This is a genomic window from Aureimonas sp. Leaf427 (assembly GCF_001425485.1).
Taxonomy (GTDB): domain Bacteria; phylum Pseudomonadota; class Alphaproteobacteria; order Rhizobiales; family Rhizobiaceae; genus Plantimonas.
The window spans coordinates 1-18143 of sequence record NZ_LMQW01000026.1 but is presented as its reverse complement, the minus strand read 5'-3'; the positions used below and the strand labels follow the sequence as shown (position 1 = coordinate 18143).

Annotated in this window: 14 protein-coding genes, 1 tRNA gene and 1 pseudogene; all 16 read left to right on the top strand. The window is 63.8% G+C overall.

Translation table 11 applies throughout. From position 1 onward, the window contains the following. Window positions 1-98 (top strand): annotated as a pseudogene (locus tag ASG62_RS25700) (elongation factor Tu); the annotation flags it as partial. A 140-nt stretch (window positions 99-238) separates the two neighbouring features. Then, a complete protein-coding gene (locus ASG62_RS15690) occupies window positions 239-943 on the top strand; it encodes a hypothetical protein (RefSeq protein WP_056698904.1) in 705 nt (234 codons plus the stop codon). A gap of 6 nt (window positions 944-949) precedes the next feature. Then, window positions 950-1810, top strand: coding sequence for a hypothetical protein (locus ASG62_RS15685; protein WP_056698898.1), 861 nt, complete (start codon window positions 950-952; stop codon window positions 1808-1810). A gap of 65 nt (window positions 1811-1875) precedes the next feature. Further along, window positions 1876-1951: transfer RNA gene (locus ASG62_RS15680), tRNA-Trp, on the top strand. A gap of 185 nt (window positions 1952-2136) precedes the next feature. Beyond that, a complete protein-coding gene (secE, locus tag ASG62_RS15675) occupies window positions 2137-2337 on the top strand; it encodes a preprotein translocase subunit SecE (RefSeq protein WP_056698895.1) in 201 nt (66 codons plus the stop codon). 24 nt (window positions 2338-2361) lie between these two features. Then, entirely contained in the window at window positions 2362-2892 is a 531-nt protein-coding gene (gene nusG / locus ASG62_RS15670; protein WP_056698892.1) for a transcription termination/antitermination protein NusG, read from the top strand. A gap of 183 nt (window positions 2893-3075) precedes the next feature. Next, the gene (gene rplK, locus ASG62_RS15665; RefSeq protein ID WP_056698891.1) at window positions 3076-3504 is read left to right on the top strand and encodes a 50S ribosomal protein L11; all 429 of its coding nucleotides are present in this window, start codon (window positions 3076-3078) and stop codon (window positions 3502-3504) included. 4 nt (window positions 3505-3508) lie between these two features. Beyond that, window positions 3509-4204, top strand: a complete 696-nt coding sequence (gene rplA, locus ASG62_RS15660) for a 50S ribosomal protein L1 (protein ID WP_056698888.1) — start codon at window positions 3509-3511, stop codon at window positions 4202-4204. Between the two features lie 380 nt (window positions 4205-4584). Then, window positions 4585-5103 carry a 50S ribosomal protein L10 gene (gene rplJ, locus ASG62_RS15655; protein WP_056698885.1) on the top strand — a complete coding sequence of 173 codons (519 nt, stop codon included), beginning with the start codon at window positions 4585-4587 and terminating at the stop codon, window positions 5101-5103. 51 nt (window positions 5104-5154) lie between these two features. Beyond that, window positions 5155-5529 carry a 50S ribosomal protein L7/L12 gene (gene rplL / locus ASG62_RS15650; RefSeq protein ID WP_056698882.1) on the top strand — a complete coding sequence of 125 codons (375 nt, stop codon included), beginning with the start codon at window positions 5155-5157 and terminating at the stop codon, window positions 5527-5529. A 335-nt stretch (window positions 5530-5864) separates the two neighbouring features. Beyond that, entirely contained in the window at window positions 5865-10004 is a 4140-nt protein-coding gene (gene rpoB / locus ASG62_RS15645; protein ID WP_056698879.1) for a DNA-directed RNA polymerase subunit beta, read from the top strand. 143 nt (window positions 10005-10147) lie between these two features. Continuing rightward, the gene (rpoC, locus tag ASG62_RS15640) at window positions 10148-14353 is read left to right on the top strand and encodes a DNA-directed RNA polymerase subunit beta' (protein WP_056698875.1); all 4206 of its coding nucleotides are present in this window, start codon (window positions 10148-10150) and stop codon (window positions 14351-14353) included. Between the two features lie 610 nt (window positions 14354-14963). Next, the gene (gene rpsL / locus ASG62_RS15635) at window positions 14964-15335 is read left to right on the top strand and encodes a 30S ribosomal protein S12 (protein ID WP_056698872.1); all 372 of its coding nucleotides are present in this window, start codon (window positions 14964-14966) and stop codon (window positions 15333-15335) included. Between the two features lie 35 nt (window positions 15336-15370). Continuing rightward, a complete protein-coding gene (rpsG, locus tag ASG62_RS15630) occupies window positions 15371-15841 on the top strand; it encodes a 30S ribosomal protein S7 (RefSeq protein WP_056698870.1) in 471 nt (156 codons plus the stop codon). Window positions 15842-15868: 27 nt separating this feature from the next. After that, on the top strand, window positions 15869-17959 hold the full coding sequence (gene fusA / locus ASG62_RS15625) for an elongation factor G (RefSeq protein WP_056698868.1): 2091 nt from the start codon (window positions 15869-15871) through the stop codon (window positions 17957-17959). A 70-nt stretch (window positions 17960-18029) separates the two neighbouring features. Continuing rightward, window positions 18030-18143 (top strand): GTP-binding protein (locus ASG62_RS25695; protein ID WP_156382127.1); only part of this gene is annotated, 114 nt, incomplete at its 3' end.

Genomic DNA, 18143 nt, shown 5'->3' with positions numbered 1-18143 from the left:
TGATCGTGCCGATCGCGATGGAAGAGAAGCTGCGCTTCGCCATCCGCGAAGGCGGCCGCACCGTCGGCGCCGGCATCGTGAGCTCCATCGTCGAGTAAGCTCGACACCGATATCGAGACTGCGGACGGGCCCTTCGGGGCCCGTCTTCGTTTGCGGCGCCCACATTGGAGACGTTCTTCCTTGTCGGCCGCCGACCCGGCGATTAGAGCATCGGCCGGACGAATCGAGGGATTTCCACATGACCGCCGACATCGCGCGCATCTTCATCGGCTTCGATACCAAGGAGGTGGTCGCCTATCACGTGCTCGCGCAGAGCATCATCGAGCACGCGACGATGCCGGTGGCTCTGTCGCCGATCGTGCTCGGACATCTCGAAAGCACCTTCACCCGCGAGCGCAACGCCCTGCAATCGACGGAGTTTTCGTTCTCCCGCTTCCTCGTTCCCTATCTCAGCGGCTTCGAGGGCTGGAGCCTCTTCATGGATTGCGACATGCTGATGCGCGCCGACATCGCTGAGCTTTGGGCGCTGCGCGACGATCGCTATGCCGTCATGTGCGTGCAGCACGACTACCAGCCGAAGGTCGAGACCAAATTCCTCGGCCAGACGCAGACCAAGTACGAGAAGAAGAACTGGTCGAGCGTTCTCCTGTTCAACAACGACAAGTGCCGCTCCCTGACGCCCGATTTCGTCAACAATGCCAGCGGCCTGGAACTGCACCAGTTCAAGTGGCTGGCGGGCGATGCGCTGATCGGCGCCCTGCCGGCCGGCTGGAACTGGCTCGTCAACGAATACGACCACGACCCTGCGGCGAAGAACGTCCACTTCACGGATGGCGGGCCCTATTTCGACGAGTATCGCGGCGACGACTATGCCGACGAATGGTTCGCCATGCGCGAGCGGATGCTGCATGTCCAGCAGCGCGCGACGGTCGAGAAGGTCTGAACCGGCATGGCTTCGACGAGCGAACTCGGAACCGGGCTGGGCGGGTGGTCCGCTTTCTTCGGCGCGTTCGACGACATCGTTCTCGTCGCCAACAGCGATGCCGTCGATATCGCGGATCTCGATCGTCGGTTCGGGGAGAAAACGCTCTTCGTCTTCTTCAACAAGGTCTATAAGGTTCTCGATCAAGCTTTTGTTCGGCCTTCGATCCTCGTCGCGCGCTCCAGCGAGGCCGGTGCCAATATCGTCTATCGGCGCGAGGTCGAGGACGTCGTGAGGCTTCTGGCGGAGCCGGGCTTCCGGGGCATCCTCAATCTTCGTGTCGCGCCCGTCGAGCGGTTCAGCGAGCGGCGGGAGTTCGGCGAGCGGGCCGTCGGGTTTCTCGATCTCGCCGACCATTTCGCCGATTTTTATTCGGCGCGGCATGTGCCGAGCAGCGGCTTCGCGCTCGCAGTCTGGCTGACGGAGCAGGGGCTCTCCTCGCGGGTTCATCTGGCGGGATTCACGGCCAAGCGGAGCACGCAGTGGAAGGTGTTCCACGTCCATGACTGGACGACCGAACAGATCGTCCAGCGCCTTCTGCTGCGAGCCGGCAAGCTTCACGCGGTCGGCGGCGGGGCGGATGCCCTTCCGCTCGACCGCATCGCGCGCCGTTTCCCAGGCATCGATGCCTCCGACGTCTCGCTCGTGGCGGCGGACGTCCTGTCGGAACGGCTGGAGCAGGCCAATGTCGCGATCGACCGCCTGTTCTCCCTGACGCGGTTTCCCGCCCGCATCGATACGCTGCTGCGACGCCTCAAGCCGAAGACGCGCAAGGCGAAACTGGCCGAGGCGCGGGCGGCGGAGGCAGGGACGGCCAAGGAGAGTTGAGAGGAATCGATCCTTCGGGCTTGCCAATTCCGGCGTCAGCGATTATTGCGGTCTCGTCCAGGCGAAGGGGTATAGCTCAGCTGGTAGAGCGGCGGTCTCCAAAACCGCAGGCCGTAGGTTCGAGCCCTACTGCCCCTGCCAAAACCGCCTTTAGAGCCGGTTTCATCACTTTCCACGTGATCCCCTGGAAAAGAAAACGACAGCCCGAGATTGACGTTTGACGGGGCTTGTGAATCAGTCATCGTTTCTTTATGTAGCCATTAACAGACACCGGGCGCGTGAGGCTGTGTACCAGTCTCCAACGCGCCTATTGCCGTGAGCATTTGATGGCATCGAAGTCCAATCCGTTTACGTTCCTCCAGGAGGTGCGCGCCGAGACCGCCAAGGTCACCTGGCCGTCCCGCCGCGAAACTATGATCTCGACGATCATGGTTCTCGTCATGGTGGTCTTTGCGTCGATCTTCTTTTTCACGGCCGACTTCCTGATCGGGTTCCTGATGAACCTGATCCAGGGCGGCGGTTTCTGAACGACATAGACGGAAGATCACAACATGGCTGCCCGTTGGTACATCGTTCACGCGTATTCGAATTTCGAGAAGAAGGTCGCCGAGTCGATCGAGGAGCAGGCCCGGCAGAAGGGTCTGTCCGACAAGTTCGAGAAGATTCTCGTTCCGACCGAGAAGGTCGTGGAGGTTCGCCGCGGACGTAAGGTTGATTCCGAGCGCAAGTTCTTCCCGGGCTACGTCCTCGTGAAGGCCGAGCTGACGGATGCCGTCTTCTCGATGATCAAGAACACGCCGAAGGTCACGGGCTTCCTCGGCCCCGACAACCGTCCGGTTCCGATCTCGGAGAGCGAGGCGAACCAGATCCTGATGCAGGTTCAGGACGGCGTCGAGCGGCCGAAGCCGACGATCCTCTTCGACGTCGGCGAGAGCGTCCGCGTTTCGGACGGTCCGTTCGCCTCGTTCAACGGCATCGTCCAAGAGGTCGACGCCGAGCGGGCGCGTCTCAAGGTGGAAGTTTCGATCTTCGGGCGCGCGACGCCTGTGGATCTCGAATTCGGTCAGGTCGAAAAGGTCTGATCGAGGCGGCGGCCGCCTGGAGCGGCCCTGCGGGAGCCTTGGGCTCCCAACCCCGCGCGGGAGGTCTTCCGGTTCAGCCGACCGGGTCGAGGGCCGCACCGCGCACCTGCAACGAGCCGCAGAGCGGCCGAAGCCGTCCGGTCCGAAAGGGCAGGGATGGCGCAACGATGAAGGCAGACACGAATGGCTAAGAAAATTGCAGGCCAGCTGAAGCTGCAGGTCAAGGCGGCCTCCGCCACGCCCTCGCCGCCGATCGGCCCCGCGCTCGGTCAGCGCGGCATCAACATCATGGAATTCTGCAAAGCGTTCAACGCGCAGACGCAGGAACTCGAGAAGGGCTCGCCCGTCCCGGTCGTCATCACCTACTACGTGGACAAGTCGTTCACCTTCGTGATGAAGACCCCGCCGGTCAGCTACTTCCTCAAGAAGGCCGCCGGCCTCACCGCCGGCTCGAAGGAGCCCGGCAAGATCAATGCCGGCAAGGTCACGCGCAGCCAGGTCCGCGAAATCGCGGAGGCCAAGCTCAAGGACCTCAACGCAAACGACGTCGATTCGGCCATGCTGATGATCGAAGGTTCTGCCCGTTCGATGGGCCTGGAAGTGGTGGGCTGAGACGATGGCAAAGGCTGGCAAGCGCATCACCAAGGCCCGTGAGGGCATCGACCGCGAGAAGCTCTACGCTCTGACCGACGCCCTGAACCTCCTCAAGGAGCGGGCGACGGCGAAGTTCGACGAGACGATCGAAGTCGCCATGAATCTCGGCGTCGATCCCCGCCATGCGGACCAGATGGTTCGCGGCGTGGTGAACCTTCCGAACGGCACGGGCCGTACCGTCCGCGTCGCCGTCTTCGCGCGCGGCGCCAAGGCCGACGAAGCCCGCGCCGCCGGTGCGGATATCGTCGGTGCCGAAGAGCTCGTCGAGCTCGTCCAGGGCGGCACGATCGACTTCGACCGCGCCATCGCGACCCCCGACATGATGCCGCTCGTCGGCCGTCTCGGCAAGGTTCTCGGCCCGCGCGGACTGATGCCGAACCCCAAGGTCGGCACCGTGACCCCGGATGTCGCCGGCGCCGTCAAGGCGTCCAAGGGCGGCGCCGTCGAGTTCCGCGTCGAGAAGGCCGGTATCGTCCATGCCGGCGTCGGCAAGGCGAGCTTCGACGTCCAGGCGCTGGCCGAAAACATCCGCGCCTTCGCGGATGCGGTCACCCGCGCCAAGCCGACGGGCGCCAAGGGCAACTACGTTCAGCGCGTCGCCGTGACGTCGACGATGGGCCCGGGCGTCAAGATCGAGCTCGCGAGCCTCACGGCTTAAGGCCGGACGAGCCGCAAGACTTCGGCGGTGCCCTTCGGGGCGCCGCCGCGACGATGTTCCGGGGCCTCGCGCCCCGGCGCAAGAGGGACCGCAAGGTTTCTCGACCTGTCCGAGACTGCAGGCGATGCGAGGGCTCCGGCCTTCGCCTCTTAATCGTGGAAAGCCTGCAATAGACGGGGATTGTGCTGGATATCCCGGGTGTTCGCATCCGGGCTTCGGTTCGAACCTCCGAATGCCTTGTGCCGCTCGTTCGCTCCTTCGGGATCGCAGCGATAAGCCAGGGGGACAGGATTCCTCGAGCGTCGCGCGGGTTCATCCCCGAGCGGCAAAAGGCAACCGGCGGTCGTCCTTCGGGAAGGTCGCCCAATTGGAGAGAGGCTGTGGAAAGAGCGGAAAAGCGCGAATTCGTCACGGAGCTCCACGAGACCTTCAAGGGCTCGGGCGCGATCGTGGTGGCTCGCTATGCCGGTCTCACTGTCGCGCAGATGAACGATCTTCGTTCAAAGATGCGCGCGCAGGGAGCCACCGTCAAAGTCGCGAAGAACCGTCTCGCCAAAATCGCCCTTCAAGGCACGGACGCCGCACAGATCGCTGGACTTTTCGAAGGACAGACGTTGGTCGCCTATTCGACCGACCCGATCGCGGCACCGAAGGTCGCCAACGATTACGCCAAGGGGAACGACAAGCTCGTCATCCTCGGCGGATCGATGGGAACGACCGTTCTCGACGCGGAAGGCGTGAAGGCTCTTGCCTCGCTGCCTTCGCTGGACGAACTGCGCGCCAAGTTGGTGGGCATGATCCAGACGCCCGCCACACGCATCGCGGCCGTCGTGGCTGCGCCTGCGGCGCAGCTGGCCCGCGTGTTCGGGGCATATGCCAGGAAAGACGAGGCGGCGTGAGGCTGGTTCCTCGCTGCATCAATCAACATTCGAACCTGAAGGAATATTACCATGGCTGATCTGGCCAAGATCGTTGAAGACCTGTCGAGCCTCACCGTCCTCGAGGCTGCCGAGCTGTCCAAGCTGCTCGAAGAGAAGTGGGGCGTTTCGGCTGCTGCTCCCGTCGCGGCTGCCGCTTCGGGCGGCGGCGCGGCCGTTGCCGAAGTCGAAGAGAAGACCGAGTTCGACGTCATCCTCCTCGATGCCGGCGCTCAGAAGATCAACGTCATCAAGGAAGTCCGTGCGATCACCGCGCTCGGCCTGAAGGAAGCCAAGGATCTGGTCGACGGCGCTCCCAAGCCCGTCAAGGAAGGCGTCAACAAGGACGAAGCCGCCAAGATCAAGGACCAGCTCGAGAAGGCTGGCGCCAAGGTCGAAGTCAAGTAATCGCGGGCCTTGGCCCACGATTGCTCCTGATGACAGGCGAGCGGGACGGCGAAATGCCGTTCCGCTTTCCGTGCTCCGGGTGGAGCCTATGCGACGGGACGGCCTGAGGGCGGTCCGGTCGAGACGACGAGCAGAGGCGTTCGGCCAGACGTGCGGGTGCTCCCGCGGCCTTCGGGCCGCGCGAAGACTCGGACCGGCCGGCGGTCCAACCAACAGTCGATGCCCCCGGCACTACCGCCTTCGCGCGGCGCCGGGCGGGCCTCTCCCTCGAAGGAGAGGCGGCGTTCAGAGTTTTCTGCCCTGCGGTCGAGGGCGCAGTCATTGAAGGAGCGACGATGTCTCAGACGACGACGTTTAGCGGTCGCAGGCGAGTGCGCAAGTTCTTCGGGTCGATCCCGGAGGTCGCCGAGATGCCGAACCTGATCGAGGTCCAGAAGGCCTCCTACGATCAGTTCCTGATGGTGAAGGAGCCGGAAGGCGGGCGTCCCGACGAGGGCCTGCAGGCCGTCTTCAAGTCCGTGTTCCCGATCTCCGACTTCTCCGGGCAGTCGATGCTCGAATTCGTCAAGTACGAGTTCGAAGCGCCGAAGTTCGACGTGGACGAGTGCCGCCAGCGCGACATGACCTTCGCTGCGCCCCTCAAGGTGACGCTGCGCCTCATCGTGTTCGATATCGACGTCGACACCGGCTCCAAGTCCATCAAGGACATCAAGGAGCAGGACGTCTACATGGGCGACATGCCGCTCATGACCTCGAACGGCACGTTCATCGTGAACGGCACCGAGCGCGTCATCGTCTCGCAGATGCACCGCTCGCCCGGCGTGTTCTTCGACCACGACAAGGGCAAGTCCCACTCCTCGGGCAAGCTGCTCTTCGCCGCGCGCGTCATTCCGTATCGCGGTTCCTGGCTCGACATCGAGTTCGACGCCAAGGACGTGGTCTTCGCGCGCATCGATCGTCGCCGCAAGATTCCCGTGACCAGCCTTCTCATGGCGCTCGGGATGGACGGCGAGGAAATCCTCTCGACCTTCTACAACATCATCCAGTTCGAGAAGGACAAGAACGGCGGATGGCGCGTGCCGTTCTCGGTCGAGCGCGTGCGCGGCCAGAAGGCCGTGACCGATCTCGTCGACGCCGATAGCGGCGAAGTGCTCGTCGAGGCCGGCAAGAAGGTCACGGCCCGTCAGGCGCGCCAGATGAAGGAGAAGGGCGTCGTCGCTCTTCGCGCCACGGAGGAGGACCTCTACGGCAACTATCTGGCCGAGGACATCGTCAACTACCAGACGGGCGAGGTCTATCTCGAGGCCGGCGACGAGATCGACGAGAAGACGCTGAAGGTCCTGATCGACGGCGGTCACGAGACCATCCAGGTCCTCGACATCGACCACGTCACGGTCGGCGCCTACATCCGCTCGACGCTCGCGGTCGACAAGAACGAGGGTCGTCAGGACGCTCTGTTCGACATCTACCGCGTCATGCGTCCGGGCGAGCCGCCGACGATGGACACGGCCGAGGCCATGTTCAACTCGCTGTTCTTCGACGCCGAGCGCTACGACCTCTCGGCCGTCGGCCGCGTGAAGATGAACATGCGTCTCGACGTCGACGCCGAGGACACCGTGCGCGTGCTGCGCAAGGAGGATATCCTCGCGGTCGTCAAGACGCTGGTCGACCTGCGCGACGGCAAGGGCGAGATCGACGACATCGACAATCTCGGCAATCGCCGCGTGCGCTCGGTCGGCGAGCTCATGGAGAACCAGTACCGCGTCGGCCTGCTCCGCATGGAGCGCGCCATCAAGGAGCGCATGTCCTCGGTCGAAATCGACACGGTCATGCCGCAGGACCTGATCAACGCCAAGCCGGCGGCCGCCGCCGTGCGCGAGTTCTTCGGTTCCTCGCAGCTCTCGCAGTTCATGGATCAGACGAACCCGCTGTCGGAGATCACCCACAAGCGTCGTCTTTCGGCGCTTGGACCCGGCGGTCTGACGCGCGAGCGCGCCGGCTTCGAAGTGCGCGACGTGCACCCGACGCATTACGGCCGCATCTGCCCGATCGAGACGCCGGAAGGCCCGAACATCGGTCTCATCAACTCGCTCGCGACCTTCGCGCGCGTCAACAAGTATGGCTTCATCGAGAGCCCGTACCGCAAGGTCGTGGACGGCAAGGTGACGATGGACGTCGTCTACCTTTCCGCCATGGAAGAGGCCAAGCACCACGTCGCGCAGGCGAACGCGGTGCTGACCAAGGAGATGACGTTCGAGGACGAGCTCGTGATCTGCCGCCATTCCGGCGACGTGTTCATGACGCCGCGCGAGAACGTCGATCTCATGGACGTCTCGCCCAAGCAGCTCGTCTCGGTCGCCGCCGCGCTTATCCCGTTCCTGGAGAACGACGACGCGAACCGCGCCCTCATGGGCTCGAACATGCAGCGTCAGGCCGTGCCGCTGGTGCGCGCCGAGGCGCCGTTCGTCGGCACCGGCATGGAGCCGATCGTCGCCCGCGACTCCGGCGCCGCCATCGGCGCACGCCGCACCGGCGTCGTCGATCAGGTCGACGCGACGCGTGTCGTCATCCGCGCGACGGAAGACCTCGAGGCCGGAAAGTCCGGCGTCGACATCTACCGTCTGATGAAGTTCCAGCGCTCGAACCAGAACACCTGCATCAACCAGCGTCCGTTGGTGGCGGTGGGCGATCGGGTGCAGAAGGGCGACATCATCGCGGATGGCCCGTCCACCGATCTCGGCGATCTGGCGCTCGGCCGGAACGTGCTCGTCGCGTTCATGCCGTGGAACGGCTACAACTACGAGGATTCGATCCTTCTCTCCGAGCGCATCGTCGCCGACGACGTCTTCACCTCGATCCACATCGAGGAATTCGAGGTCATGGCGCGCGACACCAAGCTCGGACCCGAGGAAATCACGCGCGACATTCCGAACGTTTCGGAAGAGGCGCTGAAGAACCTCGACGAAGCCGGCATCGTCTATATCGGCGCGGAAGTCGCTCCCGGCGACATTCTCGTCGGCAAGATCACGCCGAAGGGCGAAAGCCCGATGACGCCCGAGGAGAAGCTTCTGCGCGCCATCTTCGGCGAGAAGGCCTCGGACGTTCGCGACACGTCGAACCGCATGCCGCCCGGCACCTACGGCACCGTCGTCGAGGTCCGCGTGTTCAACCGCCACGGCGTCGAGAAGGACGAGCGCGCCATGGCGATCGAGCGCGAGGAGATCGAGCGTCTCGCGAAGGATCGCGACGACGAGCAGGCGATCCTCGACCGCAACGTCTACGGCCGCCTCATCGACATGCTCGACGGCAAGGTTGCCATCGCGGGGCCGAAGGGCTTCCGCAAGGGCGCCAACGTGACGCCGGACCTGATGCGCGAATATCCCCGCTCGCAGTGGTGGATGTTCGCCGTCGAGGACGAGCGCGTGCAGGGCGAACTCGAAGCGCTTCGCGGCCAGTACGACGAGTCCAAGAAGACGCTCGAAGGGCGCTTCATGGACAAGGTCGAGAAGGTGCAGCGCGGCGACGAACTGCCGCCCGGCGTCATGAAGCAGGTCAAGGTCTTCGTCGCCGTCAAGCGCAAGATCCAGCCGGGCGACAAGATGGCCGGACGCCACGGCAACAAGGGCGTCGTGTCGCGCATCGTGCCGGTCGAGGACATGCCGTTCAACGAGGACGGCACGCATGTCGACATCGTTCTGAACCCGCTGGGCGTGCCCTCGCGCATGAACGTCGGACAGATCCTGGAAACCCATCTGGGCTGGGCCTGCGCGGGCATGGGCCGGAAGATCGGGGAGATGCTGGAGGTCTATCAGCAGAGCCACGACGCCTCGCAGCTTCGCGACGAGATCGCCGGCATGCTCGGCGACAGCGACCGCAACGAGCGGGTGAAGGACTACGACGACGCGTCCGTCATCACGCTGGCCAAGCAGATGAAGCGCGGCGTCTCCATCGCGACGCCGGTCTTCGACGGCGCGGTCGAGGCGGACATCGTCGAGATGCTGGAGAAGGCCGGGCTCAACGGTTCGGGTCAGGTCACGCTCTACGACGGCCGTACGGGCGAGTCCTTCGACCGTCAGGTCACGGTCGGCTACATCTACATGCTGAAGCTGCACCATCTGGTGGACGACAAGATCCACGCCCGTTCGATCGGCCCGTACTCGCTGGTCACCCAGCAGCCGCTCGGCGGCAAGGCGCAGTTCGGCGGACAGCGTTTCGGCGAGATGGAGGTCTGGGCGCTCGAAGCCTACGGTGCCGCCTACACGCTGCAGGAAATGCTGACGGTGAAGTCGGACGACGTGGCGGGCCGTACCAAGGTCTACGAGTCGATCGTGCGCGGCGACGATGCGTTCGAATCGGGCATTCCGGAGAGCTTCAACGTTCTCGTGAAGGAAATGCGCTCGCTCGGCCTCGACGTCGATCTCGCCAACTCGGTGGATCTGACGGCCCTCGAAGCCCTGCCGGACGCTGCCGAATAAGGCTGCGACCCTTGGTCCGGCGGCGATCGACCATCGCTGCCATGCCGACGCCCTTCTTGGGGCGTCGGCTCTACCTTTGAGAAATTCCGTCGCCGGTTCCGTCCGGCGCAATCGGGGCGCTGACGCCCCATGAGGAGAGCACCATGAACCAAGAGGTCATGAACCTTTTCAATCCTCAGGTGCAGGCGCAGACCTTCGACTCGATCCGCATCTCGCTCGCGAGCCCCGAGAAGATTCTGTCCTGGTCCTTCGGCGAGATCAAGAAGCCGGAAACCATCAACTACCGGACGTTCAAGCCCGAGCGCGACGGCCTGTTCTGCGCGCGCATCTTCGGTCCCATCAAGGACTACGAGTGCCTGTGCGGCAAGTACAAGCGCATGAAGTACAAGGGCATCATCTGCGAGAAGTGCGGCGTCGAGGTCACGCTCTCGCGCGTGCGCCGCGAGCGCATGGGCCATATCGAGCTGGCCGCGCCCGTCGCCCACATCTGGTTCCTGAAGTCGCTTCCGAGCCGCATCGGCACGCTGCTCGACATGACGCTGAAGGACATCGAGCGCGTCCTTTACTTCGAGAACTACATCGTCACCGAGCCCGGTCTCACCGCCCTGAAGGAGCACCAGCTCCTGACGGAAGAGGAGTACATGATCGCGGTCGACGAGTACGGCGAGGACAGCTTCACCGCGCTGATCGGCGCCGAGGCCATCCAGGAGCTTCTGGCTTCGATGGAGCTCGAGAAGATCGCCGGCGATCTTCGCGTCGAGCTTTCCGAGACGACGTCCGAGCTGAAGACCAAGAAGCTCATGAAGCGTCTCAAGATCGTCGAGAACTTCATCGAGTCCGGCAACAAGCCGGAGTGGATGATCATGCGCGTCGTTCCGGTGATCCCGCCGGACCTGCGTCCGCTCGTCCCGCTGGACGGCGGCCGCTTCGCCACGTCCGATCTGAACGACCTCTACCGCCGCGTCATCAACCGCAACAACCGCCTGAAGCGGCTGATCGAGCTGCGGGCGCCCGGCATCATCATCCGCAACGAGAAGCGCATGCTTCAGGAGGCGGTCGACGCGCTGTTCGACAACGGTCGCCGCGGCCGCGTCATCACGGGCGCCAACAAGCGCCCGCTGAAGTCGCTCTCCGACATGCTGAAGGGCAAGCAGGGCCGCTTCCGCCAGAACCTGCTCGGCAAGCGCGTCGACTATTCCGGCCGTTCGGTCATCGTGACCGGGCCCGAGCTGAAGCTGCACCAGTGCGGCCTGCCCAAGAAGATGGCGCTCGAGCTCTTCAAGCCGTTCATCTACGCCCGCCTCGACGCCAAGGGTTACTCCTCGACCGTCAAGCAGGCCAAGAAGCTCGTCGAGAAGGAGCGTCCGGAGGTCTGGGACATCCTCGACGAGGTCATTCGCGAGCATCCGGTTCTTCTGAACCGCGCTCCGACCCTGCACCGTCTCGGCATCCAGGCGTTCGAGCCGATCCTGATCGAAGGCAAGGCGATCCAGCTTCACCCGCTGGTCTGCACGGCCTTCAACGCGGACTTCGACGGCGATCAGATGGCGGTGCACGTTCCGCTGTCCATCGAGGCGCAGCTCGAAGCGCGCGTCCTCATGATGTCGACGAACAACATCCTGCACCCGGCCAACGGTCTCCCGATCATCGTGCCCTCGCAGGACATGGTCCTCGGCCTCTACTACCTCTCGATCATGAACGAGAACGAGCCCGGCCAGGGCATGGTGTTCTCGGACTTCGGCGAGCTGGAGCAGGCGCTGTTCACCAAGGCGGTGACGCTCGCGTCCAAGATCAAGGGCCGCTTCAAGACCGTCGATGCCGAGGGCAAGCCGGTCTCGAAGATCTACGAGACGACGCCCGGACGCATGCTCATCGGCCAGTTGCTGCCGAAGAACCACATGATTCCCTACGACATCTGCAACGAGCTGATGACGAAGAAGAACATCTCGAAGATGATCGACACCGTCTACCGCCATTGCGGCCAGAAGGACACGGTCATCTTCTGCGACCGGATCATGCAGCTCGGCTTCAAGCATGCCTGCACCGCCGGCATCTCGTTCGGCAAGGACGACATGCTCATCCCCGATTCCAAGCCGCGGATGATCGAGGAGACGCAGACGCTCGCGAAGGAATTCGAGCAGCAGTACAATGACGGCCTGATCACTCAGGGCGAGAAGTACAACAAGGTCGTCGACGCCTGGGCCAAGTGCACGGACAAGATCGCCGACGAGATGATGGCCCGCATCAAGGCCATCGAGTTCGACCCGGCGACGGGCCGGCAGAAGCCGATGAACTCGATCTACATGATGTCGCACTCCGGCGCGCGCGGGTCTCCGACCCAGATGCGCCAGCTGGCGGCCATGCGCGGCCTGATGACCAAGCCCTCCGGCGAGATCATCGAGACGCCGATCATCTCGAACTTCAAGGAAGGCCTGACCGTTCTCGAGTACTTCAACTCGACCCACGGTGCCCGTAAGGGTCTGGCCGACACCGCTCTGAAGACCGCCAACTCGGGCTACCTGACGCGTCGTCTCGTCGACGTGGCGCAGGACTGCATCATCACGCAGACCGATTGCGGCACCGAGAACGGCCTGACGATGCAGCCCATCGTGGATGCCGGTCAGGTCGTGGCTTCCATCGGCCAGCGCGTGCTCGGCCGCACCGCGCTCGAGGACATCGTCCATCCGCTGACGGGCGAAGTCATCGTCAAGGGCGGCGTCACGATCGAGGAGCCCGATGTCGAGCTCATCGAGAAGGCGTCGATCCAGTCCGTGAAGATCCGCTCGGCGCTGACCTGCGAGGTTCGCACCGGCATCTGCGCGATCTGCTACGGACGCGATCTGGCGCGCGGCACGCCTGTCAACATGGGCGAGGCCGTCGGCGTCATCGCGGCTCAGTCGATCGGCGAGCCCGGCACGCAGCTGACCATGCGCACCTTCCACATGGGCGGCACGGCTCAGGTCGTCGATCAGTCGTTCCTGGAAGCCTCCTACGAGGGCACCGTCCAGATCCGCAACCGCAACGTGGTTCGCGACTCCGACGGGCGTCTGGTGGCGATGGGCCGCAACATGGCGATCCTCATCCTCGATGGGGCCGGCAAGGAGCGCGCGTCGCACCGCGTCACCTACGGTAGCCGTATCTCGGTGGACGACGGCGATCAGGTTCGCCGCGGCCAGCGTATCGCGGAGTGGGACCCCTACACCCGTCCGGTTCTCACGGAACTGGAAGGCGTCGTGGAGTTCGAGGATCTGGTCGAGGGCCTCTCGGTCTCCGAGCAGGCCGACGAGGCGACGGGCATCACCAAGCGCGCCGTCATCGACTGGCGTGCCAGCCCGCGCGGCCAGGACCTCAAGCCCGCCATCGTCATCCGCACGAAGGACGGCCAGGTCGCCAAGCTCGCGCGCGGCACCGATGCCCGCTACTTCCTCTCGGTCGACGCCATTCTGTCGGTCGAGCCGGGTGCCACGGTCCGCGCGGGCGACGTGCTCTCGCGTATTCCGATGGAAAGCGCCAAGACGAAGGACATCACGGGCGGTCTGCCGCGCGTTGCCGAACTCTTCGAAGCCCGTCGTCCGAAGGACAACGCGGTCATTGCGGAGATCGACGGCACCGTGAAGTTCGGCCGCGACTACAAGAACAAGCGCCGCATCATCATCGAGCCGCACGAGGATCTCGTCGAGCCGGTGGAGTATCTCATCCCGAAGGGCAAGCCGTTCCATCTCCAGGAAGGCGACATCATCGAGAAGGGCGACTATATCCTCGACGGCAATCCGGCTCCGCACGACATCCTGGCCATCCGGGGCGTCGAGGCGCTGGCATCCTATCTCGTGAACGAGATCCAGGAGGTCTATCGTCTGCAGGGTGTGTTGATCAACGACAAGCACATCGAGGTGATCGTCCGCCAGATGCTGCAGAAGATCGAGATCATCGAGTCCGGCGACAGCGGCTACATCCCGGGCGACCATGTCGACCGGATCGAGCTGGCGGAGTTGAACGAGCGTCTGGAGGAGGAGGGCAAGAAGCCGGCTTCCGGAACGCCCGTGCTGCTCGGCATCACCAAGGCCTCGCTGCAGACGCCGTCCTTCATCTCGGCGGCTTCGTTCCAGGAGACCACCCGCGTCCTCACGGAAGCGGCGGTCGCCGGCAAGACGGACACGCTGCAGGGCCTGAAGGAGAACGTCATCGTCGGCCGCCTCATCCCGGCCGGTACGGGCGGAATGATGACGCAGGTTCGCCGCATCGCGACCTCGCGCGACGACCTCATCATCGAGGATCGCCGCAAGACCTCCAATGCGACGGCCGTCGGTGCCGACCGCATGCTGACGGACATGACCAACGCCGCCGAGTAACCGACGCGCTTGATCGAAGCTTGACGGCCGCCCCCGAAACGGGGCGGCCGTTTTTGATTCCAGGGTAAATCGCGGGGAGGGTGGTTGCGCTGCACCCCACCGATTCGCTACAGGTGAGTCGCGAATCGGCTGACGTCGGATTTCGCCCGGCCGGAAACCCCTGCCGATTGCCGATTCTCAGGGCCCCATCTGCGGGACGAGCCGGCCAACGTCGCTCCCAGACCCGATTTCCGTCCGTTTGCGACCGTTCTGGCTCCCGATCCGTCGTTTCGGCGGTGTCGCTCTCTTGGCTCGGCCCTACGGCAAGTCCTTTGCCGAAGGCGCTTGACTGCCGGGAACCGAAACGTTAAACACCGCCCAACAGAGCAGATGTGAGGCTGGTTTTTCCCAAGGACGCCGCGTCCGGGACTTTCGCCTCAAACAAGGCTTCGTTCAACGAGACGATACATTGCTGGCCGCATGACTGAGAAATCGGTCCTCTGCATAGTTCCGGGCAGTCCGCCGAAAGGCGGATCGAATGCCCGGTTTCGCGCATGGGAACGTTCCGTTCTTGTGGCCGACATCGTCGTCTCGTTTGAAACCGAGATTCGAAAAAAGAGGTAAGGTTGGAATGCCGACCATCAACCAGCTGATCCGGAAGCCCCGCGTTCGCCCGAGCGAGCGCAACACGGTGCCGGCCCTCGAAGCGAACCCGCAGAAGCGCGGCGTCTGCACGCGCGTCTACACGACGACGCCGAAGAAGCCGAACTCGGCTCTGCGTAAGGTCGCCAAGGTCCGTCTCGTCAATGGCTACGAGGTCATCGGCTACATCCCCGGCGAGGGTCATAACCTTCAGGAGCACTCCGTGGTCATGATCCGCGGCGGCCGCGTGAAGGATCTTCCCGGCGTTCGCTACCACATCATCCGCGGTGTGCTCGATACGCAGGGCGTCAAGGACCGCAAGCAGCGCCGTTCGAAGTACGGCGCGAAGCGTCCGAAGTAAGCCGCGTCCGACGCCTGATTTTGAGAGAGCAGTAGATGTCCCGTCGTCACAGTGCCGAGAAGCGCGAAATCAACCCGGACCCGAAGTTCGGTGATCTCGTCGTCACGAAGTTCATGAACGCCGTCATGTACGACGGAAAGAAGTCCGTCGCAGAGCGGATCGTCTACGGCGCTTTCGATGCCGTCACGCAGAAGACCCGCCAGGAGGCCGTCGCGGTCTTCCATCAGGCGCTCGACAATATCGCGCCGCACGTCGAAGTGCGTTCGCGCCGCGTCGGTGGTGCGACCTATCAGGTCCCGGTCGACGTTCGTCCCGAGCGCCGTCAGGCTCTGGCGATCCGCTGGCTGATCAACGCGGCCCGCAACCGCAACGAAACGACCATGGTCGATCGCCTTTCTGGCGAGCTCATGGACGCCGCGAACAACCGCGGCACCGCGGTTAAGAAGCGCGAAGACACGCACCGGATGGCGGAAGCCAACCGCGCCTTCTCGCACTACCGCTGGTAATCCAAAGCTTAGGAAAGGCGCCGCCCCATGGCACGCGAATATAAGATCGAGGACTACCGCAACTTCGGCATCATGGCCCACATCGACGCGGGCAAGACGACGACGACCGAGCGGATTCTCTTCTACACCGGCAAGTCCCACAAGATCGGCGAAGTGCACGACGGCGCCGCTACCATGGACTGGATGGAGCAGGAGCAGGAGCGCGGCATCACGATCACGTCCGCCGCGACGACCACCTACTGGGAAGGCCGCGACGGCAAGACCCGCCGCTTCAACATCATCGACACCCCCGGGCACGTCGACTTTACCATTGAAGTCGAGCGCTCGCTGCGCGTCCTCGACGGTGCGATCGCGCTCCTCGATGCCAATGCCGGCGTCGAGCCGCAGACCGAGACCGTCTGGCGCCAGGCCGACAAGTACAACGTCCCGCGCATGATGTTCGTCAACAAGATGGACAAGACCGGTGCCGACTTCTTCCGCTGCGTCGAGATGGTCAAGACCCGTCTCGGTGCCCGCGCGATCGTCGTGCAGCTGCCGATCGGCGCCGAGACCGAGTTCAAGGGCGTCATCGACCTCATCGAGATGAAGGCGCTCATCTGGCGCGACGAGTCGCTCGGCGCGAAGTGGGACGTCGTCGAGATTCCCGCGGACATGCAGGCCCAGGCCGAAGAGTACCGCGAGAAGATGATCGAGCTGGCCGTCGAAGTCGACGAGCAGGCGATGGAAGACTATCTCGAGGGCAAGTTCCCCGACAACGACAAGCTTCGCAAGCTGATCCGCAAGGGCACCTGCGACGTCTGGTTCACGCCGATCTTCTGCGGCTCCGCCTTCAAGAACAAGGGCGTCCAGCCCCTGCTCGACGGCGTCGTCGACTTCCTGCCGAGCCCGATCGAAGTTCCGGCCATCAAGGGCATCGACCCGAAGACCGAGACCGAGACCGAGCGTCGCGCTTCGGACGAAGAGCCGCTGTCGATGCTGGCCTTCAAGATCATGAACGACCCCTTCGTCGGTTCGCTCACGTTCTGCCGCATCTACTCGGGCAAGGTCACCAAGGGCACCTCGCTGCAGAACACGGTCAAGGAGAAGAAGGAGCGCATCGGACGCATGCTCCAGATGCACTCCAACTCGCGTGAAGACATCGAAGAGGCCTATGCGGGCGACATCGTCGCTCTCGCCGGCCTCAAGGAAGTCACCACGGGCGACACGCTTTGCGATCCGCTGAAGCCGGTTATTCTTGAGCGTATGGAATTCCCCGAGCCGGTCATCGAGATCGCGATCGAGCCGAAGACCAAGGGCGACCAGGAGAAGATGGGCCTAGCGCTCAACCGTCTCGCCGCCGAGGACCCGTCCTTCCGCGTCAAGACGGACGAAGAGTCCGGCCAGACGATCATCGCCGGCATGGGCGAACTTCATCTCGACATCCTCGTCGACCGCATGAAGCGCGAGTACAAGGTTGAGGCGAACGTCGGCGCTCCGCAGGTCGCCTACCGCGAGACGATCACCCGTCAGGCCGAAGTGGACTACACTCACAAGAAGCAGACGGGCGGCACGGGCCAGTTCGCTCGCGTCAAGATGATCTTCAAGCCTTCCGAGGCGGGCGAGGGCTTCAAGTTCGAGTCCAAGATCGTCGGTGGTTCGGTTCCGAAGGAATACGTCCCGGGCGTCCAGAAGGGCATCCAGTCGGTTCTGACCTCCGGTCCGCTGGCGGGCTTCCCGATGGTCGACATCTCGGCCGAACTGATCGACGGCGCCTACCACGACGTCGACTCCTCGGTTCTGGCCTTCGAGATCGCGGCCCGCGCCGGTTTCCGCGAAGCCATCCAGAAGGCCGGTCCGAAGCTTCTCGAGCCGATCATGAAGGTCGAGGTCGTGACGCCTGAGGATTACGTCGGTGACGTCATCGGCGATCTGAACTCGCGTCGCGGTCAGATCCAGGGTACGGAGACCCGCGGCATCGCCACGGTCGTCAACGCCATGGTCCCGCTGGCCAACATGTTCGGCTACGTGAACACGCTGCGCTCCATGAGCCAGGGTCGCGCGCAGTACACGATGTCCTTCGACCATTACGAACAGGTTCCGAACCAGGTCGCCGACGAGATCCAGAAGAAGTTCGCTTGAACTCCTTCTGACCGCAGCGATCCATTGAACTGGGCTCCCTGAGCCCCTGACAGACAAACGGAGTGCCACGATGGCCAAGAGCAAATTCGAGCGCAACAAGCCGCATGTGAACATCGGCACGATCGGTCACGTCGATCACGGCAAGACGAGCCTGACGGCGGCGATCACCAAGTATTTCGGCGAG